Origin of the sequence: Clostridium sp. AM43-3BH, from assembly GCF_003479985.1 — a bacterium.
GTDB classification, from domain to species: Bacteria; Bacillota; Clostridia; order Lachnospirales; family Lachnospiraceae; genus Otoolea; species Otoolea fessa.
On sequence record NZ_QUIH01000005.1, the window covers coordinates 296,537 to 305,166 of the forward strand.

General features: G+C 47.6%; 8 protein-coding genes and 1 pseudogene. All 9 read right to left on the reverse strand.

Annotation, left to right across the window (positions count from 1 at the left end):
* Window positions 1–414: AAA family ATPase (locus tag DW931_RS16250; protein WP_243036938.1), on the reverse strand; the 414-nt coding region annotated here is incomplete at its 3' end.
* Between the two features lie 151 nt (window positions 415–565).
* The gene (locus tag DW931_RS10265; protein ID WP_002578950.1) at window positions 566–1,249 is read right to left on the reverse strand and encodes a DUF4366 domain-containing protein; all 684 of its coding nucleotides are present in this window, start codon (window positions 1,247–1,249) and stop codon (window positions 566–568) included.
* Window positions 1,239–1,496, reverse strand: coding sequence for a DUF4315 family protein (locus DW931_RS10270; RefSeq protein WP_002304378.1), 258 nt, complete (start codon window positions 1,494–1,496; stop codon window positions 1,239–1,241). The genes DW931_RS10265 and DW931_RS10270 overlap by 11 nt, the downstream gene beginning before the upstream one ends.
* Window positions 1,497–1,510: 14 nt before the next feature.
* Window positions 1,511–3,247, reverse strand: coding sequence for a C40 family peptidase (locus DW931_RS10275; protein WP_002304377.1), 1,737 nt, complete (start codon window positions 3,245–3,247; stop codon window positions 1,511–1,513).
* A gap of 3 nt (window positions 3,248–3,250) precedes the next feature.
* Window positions 3,251–5,638 (reverse strand): VirB4-like conjugal transfer ATPase, CD1110 family, encoded by a 2,388-nt coding sequence (locus DW931_RS10280; RefSeq protein ID WP_002588967.1) that lies wholly within the window; start codon window positions 5,636–5,638, stop codon window positions 3,251–3,253.
* Complete coding sequence (locus tag DW931_RS10285; protein ID WP_002304375.1) at window positions 5,598–6,032, reverse strand: PrgI family protein; 435 nt, start codon at window positions 6,030–6,032, stop codon at window positions 5,598–5,600. Before DW931_RS10285 ends, DW931_RS10280 begins: the two co-directional genes overlap by 41 nt.
* Before the next feature lie 17 nt (window positions 6,033–6,049).
* On the reverse strand, window positions 6,050–6,916 hold the full coding sequence (locus DW931_RS10290; protein ID WP_002304374.1) for a VirB6/TrbL-like conjugal transfer protein, CD1112 family: 867 nt from the start codon (window positions 6,914–6,916) through the stop codon (window positions 6,050–6,052).
* Window positions 6,917–6,941: 25 nt separating this feature from the next.
* Window positions 6,942–7,025 (reverse strand): annotated as a pseudogene (locus tag DW931_RS10295) (Maff2 family protein); the annotation flags it as partial.
* 90 nt (window positions 7,026–7,115) lie between these two features.
* A partial coding sequence (locus DW931_RS10300; protein ID WP_118626963.1) for a recombinase family protein occupies window positions 7,116–8,630 on the reverse strand: 1,515 nt, incomplete at its 5' end.

The following is an 8,630-nucleotide window of genomic DNA, read 5'->3' on the forward strand; positions in this document are numbered from 1 at the left end:
TGCACTCAACAGGAAAGCATTAGAGCCTGTTACATAGATGTCGTATTTTCCCTTAGAGTACAGGCTATTGATTGCCAACTCAAACTTGGGACACATCTGAACCTCGTCTACAAACAGGTAGTTCGTTTTTCCTTCCTGATAATGTTCTTCCACATAGGCGTGTAAGGCATGGTATTCCTTGATTTCTTCATACGCCAAATCCATGAAGTCGATGAAGATAATATTGATGTTTTCAAAATTGCTTTTCAGATACGCAATATACGCCTGCATCAATTTGGACTTACCAGATCGACGAATGCCCGTGATGATCTTGATGTCAGGAGTACCATTCAGTTCAATGATTCTATCGAGATATTTTGCTCTCGTGATTGTTTTCATATAGTCACCCGCTTTCAAAAATTGAAGTTTTTTCATTTCTCGAAACCGCTTCGCTGTACTTATTATACTGTCTGCTAATAGTATATGCAAGATGTCACTTTCAAAAACGCAAATTTTTTTATTTTTTGAAAGCGGAAACTATGTAAAGGCAACCCGAAGGCTGCCCCAGGCATCAAGCCTATCCTGTTTACACAGGTTCATTATCATCTTCATCGACGGAGCTATCTTCATCGTCGTCCTCAAACTCCGGATCGTACCCATAGTCCTCGTCATCGTCCACATAATCAGCATCTGGGTCAGGCTTTGCCGCTTCCTGTGCCTTCTTCTTTTCCTGGACTTTCTTAAATACGAAGAATCCACCACCACAGGCAAGCACAATCAGAGTAAGAATCGCCGGGAGCATATTTGTGGATTTCGGCTTTTCCTCCGGTGTCGGTTCTGTAATTTCAGGAACTGTTTCAACTACTTCCGGCTTTGTTTCCTCAACCGGCTTGGTGAACTCTGCAACTTCTTCCTCGTCCATCAGCTTGAGCAGGTCGGCTTCATCCACCTGATTCAGAAAATGCACGGTTTCCTCGCCCTTATCATCACGGTCAATGATGATATAGAAGTAGTTTCCGTTTTTGGTTACAGCGGTAATGAACTGCTTTCCGCTTTTCGTAGGCGAGCCAGCGTCATCAACCAAAGTCAGATTGCCGTCGGGAGTAAGCGGTAGCATCGGCTCCTCCGGCTCTGTTTCGGGAACTTTTTCTTCGACCGCAGGTTCTTCAGTCGCTACGCTTTCATCTACATAGGCAAATGCCGTTGTAGAAAACACGCCAAAACACATTGCACACGCCAGCAATGCGGCTCCAATTTTCTTAAATCTCATTCTGCGTTTCCTCCTCATTCATAGTATTGATCGTATCAGGCTTCGGAGCCATATCCGCAGCAAACATACGGAGCAGCTCGGAAAGCTGTTCGGGATTCAGGTTCGCAGCATGAACCATCTCATGGATTTCGGAATTTTCCTCCTCACGGTATCTGCGTTCCAGGTCTTTCACCTTAGCATCCCATTCTGCCCGTTTCTTACGGGCTTTTTCAAGGTCTGCACCTATTCTGTCTAACTTGGCACTCAATCGCCATCCCTCCTTTAGTTTCTGATTCTGCCGAAGCAGTAAAAATGCTGTTGCCAGTAATTCGATTCGATAGAAGCGTAGGAAATGGGGTTTCCGCAGTGGATCATCATACCATTGCCAACATAGATACCAACGTGTGATGCACCGGAGGTATCATAAGTGCCTTGGAAGAAAATCAAATCTCCCGGTTTGGCAGAGCTTTTCGGGATAATGTCGCATACGCCCATCAAACCGTTTGCGGTCAAACGACCAACACTCCAACCGTTTCCGCAGTGATTGATTACATAGGAAACAAATCCGGAGCAGTCAAAGGAGGTAGACGGGCTGCTGCCGCCCCACACATACGGGTATCCCAGATATTTTTCAGCTTCCCGAATCATATTGGCAAATCTTGTGTCTGTCAGCGCTTCGCCCGGAATATCATAATCGGTGTACTCGCCGCCAGGGGTGGCGTAAATGTCATTTCCGAAAATATCCGGTCTGTTGCCCCTTGTCTGAAGCAAAATTCTATATCGCTCCATATCATCTTCCGACAAGCCGGAATTTGAAATCACACTGTTCAAGCCCTTATTTCTGAGCTTCACATTCAGAATATAATATTCGTAATCTTCTTCCTCTGTTGTTGTCTCTCCCGTTTCGGGATCAGTAGAAGATGTTGTTCGTGTACGAATCTCTACTACTTCCGTCAGGGTCAGCTCATATTGTTGCTCAAATAGCCATTGCAGGGTAGCCTGCACCTCATCTCTGGTGTAATCCTCAAACTTCACCGTCAAATACGCCGCCAGCTCATAAGGATTGTGGTTGATTTCATCAAGGTCATACCGGTACTCGTCATATCCGCTATGAGTACGCTCGATATTATTGATTTTATTGCGGAGCGCAGCTTCCAAAGCCTTGTAATCATTGTCCGCACCAATAATATCTTCCTCTTTTGCAGTAAAAGAAGTTCCCAGAATGATCTGTGTGCCGCCTTGGAACATAGCCGAACAAGACGAGAACATCCCTGAGAGTATCATAAAAAGCAGTCCGGCAATCAAAACAAACAGAATCGTTTTAGAGTGTGTGGTGCAGAACTCCGTTACTCTTTCTGTGATGTTCTTGGCTCCCTGAGCTGCTTTGCCCGTTGCCTTGCCTGCACCCTTAGATGCAGAAGCCGTTGTCGAAGCGGTATTCTTACCGGCTTTGGCGGCAGCATATTCTTTCTTGATTGCCCTTTTCTGTTGCCAACGGGAAAAGGGATTGGAACCGGCATCGGGGTTGTCCTTTTTGAACTTCTCATACAGGGCATTTACATTTGCTTTATCTGACTTCTCAACCAGCTTTTCCGCCTTGTCGTAGGCTTTCAGCTTGTGACTGTAAACGGCATGATCGACGGTATAGACAGTGGATTCAACAGCCTTGGTCGTTTCCTGCACAGCCTGAACGCCGATATTATCATCCTCATATTCTGACACCGCCCGATGTGCTTTGGATGTGAGCGTGACTGCGGCACCACGGCTTGCCATGTGCTTTGCCACAGATGGGCGCTCGATTTCCGTAAACTCCGCTTTTTCAAAACGGAGCTTTGCTTTACGGGAACCGGCTGCATCTGTTTCCAGCTTTAGCTTCGGCTTTGCCTTTTTAGAAGCCAATTTGTCTGCCGCTTTTTCAGCCCTATCAACCGCCTTATCTGCACGGTCGGCAGCTTTCTTCACATGAGAATCTGCAAGGTCATCTTCGGTAAAACGGAGTCGTGTAGGTCTTTTCGCCATACATTACGCCTCCTTTTCCTGTGCCACCTCGTTTAACTTCGTGGTCATAATGCGATACAGTTCCAGATCTGTCGGGAATCGGTCAATGAACGGCAGAATCACATTGCCATAGAACAGAAGTCCTTCGCCCTCACCGGAGTTGGTTACATAGGACAGCTGATGCGGCGAAATGTTCAACCGCTGTGCCAGAATACTTCGGTCATCGCTTGCCTGATTCAGCATATAGATGAAATCAGAGTTTTCGAGGATGTTGGCAATCTCCGGGGAACGAAGCAGGTCTTTGACATTCTGAGTAATACCGGTCGGCAAGCCGCCCCATTTACGGAATCGCTTCCAGATTTCTACGGAATAGGTTGCCGTCTGTTCTTCCTTCAGAAGCAGATGGAACTCGTCAATATAATATCTGGTCGATTTACCGGCAGAACGGTTGGCAGTTACACGCCCCCAGACCTGATCCTGAACGATCAGCATACCGATTTTTTTCAGCTGATTGCCCAGCTCCTTAATGTCGAAGCACACCAGACGATTCTGAATATCCACATTGGTTCTGTTGTTAAACAGTTTCAGAGAACCCTTAACATAGATTTCCAAGGCGGTCGCTACATGGTGGGCTTCCTTTTCGTCCTGTTTCAGAAGGGCATCATACAAATCCTCAAGGATCGGCATATTCTCAGGGGCAGGATTGTCGAAATATCTCTGGTAAATCTGATGCACACAACGGTCGATAACCGTCTTTTCGATAGGCTGCAAGCCATCCTTACTGCCCATAATCAACTCACAGAGGGACAGGATAAAATCAGCTTTCAGTGCTACCGGGTTGTCATCCTCAGAGTAGTTCAGGTTGATGTCCATAGGGTTGATATAGTTGGTACTGGAGGAGCTGATTTTTACCACCTGACCATTGAACTTGTGAACCAGAGCCGCATATTCCGCTTCGGGGTCGCAGATGATAATATCGTCATCCGTAACCAGGAACGCATTGGTGATTTCACGCTTTGCGGAAAAGGATTTACCGGAACCGGGAGTACCCAGAATCAGTCCGTTGGGGTTCTTGAGCTTCTTTCTGTCCACCATGATAAGGTTGTTCGACAGAGCATTCAGCCCGTAATAGAGCGTTTCTCCACCATTCTGGAACAGCTCCTGCGTGGTGAAAGGCACAAAAATAGCCGTGGAACTGGTAGTCAGGCCACGACGAATCTCAATCAGGTTTTGTGCCAAAGGCAGGCTGCTCATCAGTCCGGATTCCTGCTGAAAATCCAAACGACGCAGATTGCAGTTATGCTTCTGGGCGATGCTCTGTGCCTGGAACACATTGTTCTCCAGTTCCTGCTCGGTGCGCCCGGTGTTCAGCACCAGAAATGTCACCATGAACATTCGCTCATTCTGGCTCTGCAATTCTTTCAGAAGTGACTTCGCATCTTTACCATAGGTAGCAAGGTCAGATGGGATAATGTCCATGTCATAGCCAGAACGCACAGCCTTTTTCTGTTCCTCGATTTTGGAACGGTCAAGCTCGGTGATGATTCTCTTGATGGTCTTAATCGCCGCAGTCTGGTCAACCGACTGGATGTGCATGGTCACGATCTGCGTGGATTCCATATCCAGAAAATCCGCCAGCATACGATCAGACAGGTCTGATGCCGTAATTGCCAGATAAGACATCGAACCGAAGATACTGCCCATCTGGAAGGTGCGGTTGGTCTTAAAGGCAAACGCCGTCGGAGCAATGAAGTCCTTTACGGACAGCCCGGATTCCACAAGATACTTCCAATCGAAGAAGAACTTATCATTATCACCCATGTGGAACATAGAGTGCATCAGATGCAGCCGCTCTTTGCCGTTCATGGTAGTGGCAATGACACCCAAACGCCGAAAGTTATTGAGCAGATCGTTTTCGATATGGTTGAGTCTCGGCTTTGCCTGCCGCATGGATTCGGCTTCAATGCCGAATGTCAGGTACTTGGTTTTGGTCAAGCCGTTGTTGCCCTGCGCCAACTGCTTTTTCAGCATCTGGCTATACTCGGCACGGACGGGATTGAAGCTGTCCTTCTTGAACGGGATACGGATACTCTTTTCAAAGCTTTCAGCATCGGTACTCAGGTTCATAAAGGAAAGCTCAAAGTGAATGGAGCTGTCAAAGAAATTCAGGAAACTGCACCACTCATCGAAGATGGCAGTCTTATCTTCCTGCTGTGCCAGCTGATAGTTGATGTCCTGAAACTGAATGGTCTTGGTGTAATAACTGTCAGTGACACGGCAGATGCCATCCGGGAACATTCTCTGAAAGGGAATGGACTGCTGTGCAGTCTGCGGAATACCGTTGTCCTTCTTTGCCCGTTCCACAACAGCTTTAATTTCTCGCTGCTGCTTCCGATTCAGATTTGCAGGCATTTTGATGTTTCTTGCCTGTGGCTTCTTTTTGAAAAACAATTCGTTCAACCTCCTTTTCCAGTTTGTACTGACGCATCAAAGCGTCATAATAGTTGTCCGTCTGATAAGGGCGAACCTTGGGACGAACGAATTTGGTCTGAATGAAGTGTTCTACAACCACTTCCAACGGCTGACTATCCTTTTCATACATTGCCAGAAAGAACAACGGTAACATGACGATCATCATGGACAGTGCTGCAAGGCTCACATTTCCGGTTGCTTTGACCAGAAAGAAAATCGGCACTCCGATGAGCGCCGCCGCACCAAAGCAAAGTAACTGCCGTTTCGTCAGATTGAAGAACACTTTTGTTTTTACCCTCGTCAGGTCACGAGGTACGGGAATATACGCTGCCAAACAATTTCCTCCTTCCCTTAGTGAGCGCTGAATACACCCTTCGCAAGCGAACCAGTCTTAAACAGGGTGAAGCACAAAAGGACGGTGTAGCCCATAACACCCCAGATAGAACCGATGATGTCATCACTGAATGCGATAGACTGAATCAGCACCGCATAAATGCCCACGCAGATCATAATCAGGAATCCCTGGAATCCGATTGCAAACAGCGAACGCAGATAATTCTGTCCGATATTGCTCTGTTCTCTGTTTCCAAAAGTGGAAAGCGGAATCGGGGCAAGGCTGACCATCAGATAAATTTCAATCATTCGACCGTAGACGATCACAAAGATGATGATTGCCAAAGCGGACATCGTGACCTGCACGATAAAGGATTGCAGGAACAAGCCGAGCAAAGGACCCAAATCCATTGCCATCAGCGTTTCTTCCATTGTTTCCAATGCCGAAGCATCTATGGCAGTATTTCCGGATATGATACCGGCGCTTGCGTTTATAACGTGCTGTGTCACATCAAACACAGCCATCGTGATATTGAATGTGTTTGTGATTAACATGACCGCAACAAAAGTCTTGAACACCCATTTGAAGAAGATCCAGGTTTCAAAATTTGCCAGATTGTTGTGGTCAATAATCATCTGAATTAGCTCATAACAGGCAATGAAGGTCAGAATCAAGCCTGCGATTGGGATAATCACTGACTCGGAGATGTTTCGTACCATGGCAAAGACACCCGGCGAAAAATTCGCCGGGGTCATGCCAACGGAGGTTGCTATCTCGCCAACCTGGTTGTTGACGGACTCAAACATCCCCGACAGATTTCCCATAATAGCTGAAACGAGCATTTCTTTCAGCCAGTCTGTGATCTGTTGGAGTATGCTGTCCAAAGGCGATTACCTCCTTGTTTTGTGATTAACCGAACAGTCCGGAGAGCAGAGGTACAAGGGTGGTGCCGATGAGGGCAACACCGCCGCCAGCCATGAGCTGTTTTATCCCCAATTAGGTGTAAAACTCTGCTCGATGGCGGGCGGCGGCGTACAAAAAATCTATATGGTGTTTTTAAGAGAACCGTCCCGGTAGGACAGGTCAGGCAGTGACCTGTTCCACCTCTGGGATGGGTTTGAGATTAAAATGAATTTCGATAGAAATGTGTCTTGTTTTATCTTCGTCAATGCGCTCATGCACGACGATTTCTTTGATTAAGCGGTTAAGGGTGGCTGCGTCCAGCTCTGTGATGTTGGCATATTCCTGAATGGCTTCCACCCATTGTTTTGCGTCATTGGCAAGCTGGGCTTCATCGGACAGCCGCTTCCTGCCCTCGGACACTTTTGCTTTAAGCTCCGTCTGCTCGGTCTGTGTCTTTTCCAGCATGGTGTTGAAATTCTGCTCACTGATACGCCCTGCAATCATATCCTCATAAAGCCGCATGACCATTTTATCCAGAACCTCAATCCGTTCCTCGTCCCTTGTAAGGGAGCGTTCCATTGCTTCCCGCTGTTCCCGCTGCTCGGCTTCACAGGTATTAGTCAGGCGGTCGGCAACCGCTTTCCCGTCCATCAGGGCAGCTCTGGCACATTCCCGGATTTTTCGCAGCACATGGCTGTAAAGGGTGTCATAGTCAATCCGGTGCTGGGTGCAGTGGTTCTTTCCAAAGGCATTGTAGGTCTTGCAGGAATAAATCTGCTGGGGATGTTTTGCGTTTGTATAGCGTATCGTCAGCGACTTCCCACACTCGCCGCATTTTATCAGTCCGGCAAACAGGCTGATTTCATTGGTCTGCCCCGGACGCTGGCGGGATTTCAGCTTGTTCTGCACAATGTCAAAGCTCATGCGGTCAATCAGCGGTTCATGCTGTCCCTCCACTACAATCCAGTCCTCCGGCTTCTTTTCCCCAATCGTGCCGATTTTGAAACGGTAGTCTTTTTTCTGGGAAGCAATCGCCCCGGTGTAAACGGGATTCATCAAAAGGTCTTTGATAACGGAGAAGTCCCACATATACCGTCCGTTTTCCGGGTCTTTCTTTTCCCATTTGGTTCGGGTATTGCGAAGCCCCCGTTCCCGGTTCCACCATGTGGGGCAGGGGATTTTTTCTTCCTCCAGCCGTCTGCGGATATAGTTCGGACCATGACCGTTCAGGGCATATCCGAAAATCAGCCGCACAATCGGGGCGGTTTCCTCGTCAATGAGCAGATGGTTTTTGTCCTCCGGGTCTTTCCGATACCCAAACGGGGCAAGACACCCGGTAAACTGTCCTTTCTGCGCTTTCAGAAGATAAGAGGAATGGACTTTCTTGGAAATATCCTTGCTGTACATCTCGTTCAGGATATTCTTGAACGGGGCAATATCGTTGTTATCCCGCAGGGTGTCGATACCGTCATTCATGGCGATATAGCGGACACCATTTCTTGGGAAAAAGTCCTCAATCAAATGCCCGGTTTGCAGATAGTTACGCCCCAGTCGGCTGAGGTCTTTCGTGATGACAAGGTTGATTTGCCTGCGCTCAATGGCTCTCAACATTCTCTGTAAATCAGGACGCTCCATATTAAGACCTGTGAAGCCATCGTCCTGATAGACTGCCACAACCTCCCATCCCTGCTTTTC